Source organism: Cupriavidus sp. CP313 (assembly GCF_054072015.1).
Genome location: NZ_JBSVZB010000101.1, coordinates 1 through 584 on the forward strand (window position 1 = coordinate 1; position 584 = coordinate 584).

A 584-nucleotide genomic window follows, 5' to 3' on the forward strand; every position below is an offset into this window, starting at 1 on the left:
ACGTGTTTACCTGCTCGGCGCTGCGCCAGGGCTACCGCGACCGGCTGACCCCGCCCGACGGCGGAGTGACCTTCGTCTACATGAAGGGCGACGCCGCGCTGATCGGCGCGCGCCTGTCCGCTCGCACCGACCACTTCTTCAACCCCGCGCTGCTGGAGAGCCAGTTCGATACCCTGGAAGAGCCGAGTGGCGCGCTGGTGCTCGACATCCGCCAGTCGCCCGAGGCGCTGGTCGCCACGATCCTGCAAGCCGCCGCACCGCAGGGCGGCGGCTTCGCTCGCTAAGTCGCAACGCTTTCTCCGCTCGCATCTCAATCACGGCAGGGGCCGAGCCGATTGTAGGGGAAGCGCGGGCGGTCCGCATCGATCCTAGCCTGGATCGCCGTTCCTCAACAGACTCGCCCCAAGGAAGCCCCACCCATGAAGATGTCGTTCCGCTGGTTTGGCACGTCCGACCCGATCCCTCTCGAATACATCCGGCAGATCCCGGGCATGACACATATCGTCTCGGCCATCTACGACGAACCCGTTGGCGAGGTATGGCCGCTGGACAAGATCCTGGCGCTCAAGTCCACCATCGAGGCG

1 protein-coding gene and 1 pseudogene are annotated in these 584 nt (G+C 65.9%); both read left to right on the plus strand.

Going from position 1 to position 584, the window contains the following annotated elements; genetic code table 11:
- A pseudogene (locus ACW4E8_RS41075) lies at window positions 1–284 on the plus strand (gluconokinase); the annotation flags it as partial.
- A gap of 135 nt (window positions 285–419) precedes the next feature.
- On the plus strand, window positions 420–584 hold a 165-nt coding region (locus tag ACW4E8_RS41080), incomplete at its 3' end, for a mannonate dehydratase (protein ID WP_456809705.1).